At 68.4% G+C, this 731-nt stretch carries 2 protein-coding genes; both read right to left on the minus strand.

The window, feature by feature from the left end; all coding sequences use genetic code 11:
• On the minus strand, positions 1–449 hold a 449-nt coding region (locus IVA81_RS40220), incomplete at its 3' end, for a chemotaxis protein CheW (RefSeq protein WP_247330394.1).
• A 30-nt stretch (positions 450–479) separates the two neighbouring features.
• The coding region (locus IVA81_RS40225; RefSeq protein WP_247330397.1) for a response regulator at positions 480–731 on the minus strand (252 nt) is incomplete at its 5' end.

Here is a 731-nt window from a genome sequence, read left to right on the forward strand (position 1 = left end):
AGCTCGAGGACGCGATCGACGTCGAGGACGACCATGAGCTGTCCGTCGAGGCGGTGGACGCCGCCGGCGAGCTTGGCCATGCGGGGGTCGAGGTTGACGGGGTTCTCCTCCATGCCGGCCTCGGGCAGGCGCAGCACTTCACCGATCTGGTCGATCAGAAGGCCATAGGATTCGCCGCGCAGGTCGACGCCGACCGCCATCGGCACCTTGCCGTCCTCAGGCTGCGGCAGGCCGAGCCGGGCGCGCATGTCGACCACGGTGACGATGCGGCCGCGCAGGTTCAGGACGCCGGCGATCTCGCGCGAGGACAGCGGCACGCGGGTGACGCGCTCGGGCATGAACACGTCCTGGACGCGGGAGATCGGCAGGCCGAACAGCTGCCCGCCGATCATCGCGGTGACGTACTCGACCATGGCGCCTTCGCCAACTTGCGTCTTCTTGCTGGTCATATGCGTATCTCCTGATCCATCCCGCTGGCGTTAGGCCGCTGCCCGGCTCAGCTCGGAGGCGCCGGCGGCGCCCGCGGTCTGCTCCTTCAGCGCCGCGATCAGACCGGGACGGTCGAACTTGGCGACATAGTCGTGGAAGCCGGCCTGACGGCCGCGCTCGATCGCCGCCGGCGACACCAGGGCGGAGAGGCCGATGATCGGCATCGAGCCCAGATTGTTGTCGGAGCGGATCACCTCGGCGAACTCGAACCCGTTCATGTCGGGCATCTCGATGTCGGTCAG

It is taken from the genome of Bradyrhizobium sp. 141 (genome assembly GCF_023074055.1).
In the GTDB taxonomy this organism is placed as follows: domain Bacteria; phylum Pseudomonadota; class Alphaproteobacteria; order Rhizobiales; family Xanthobacteraceae; genus Bradyrhizobium.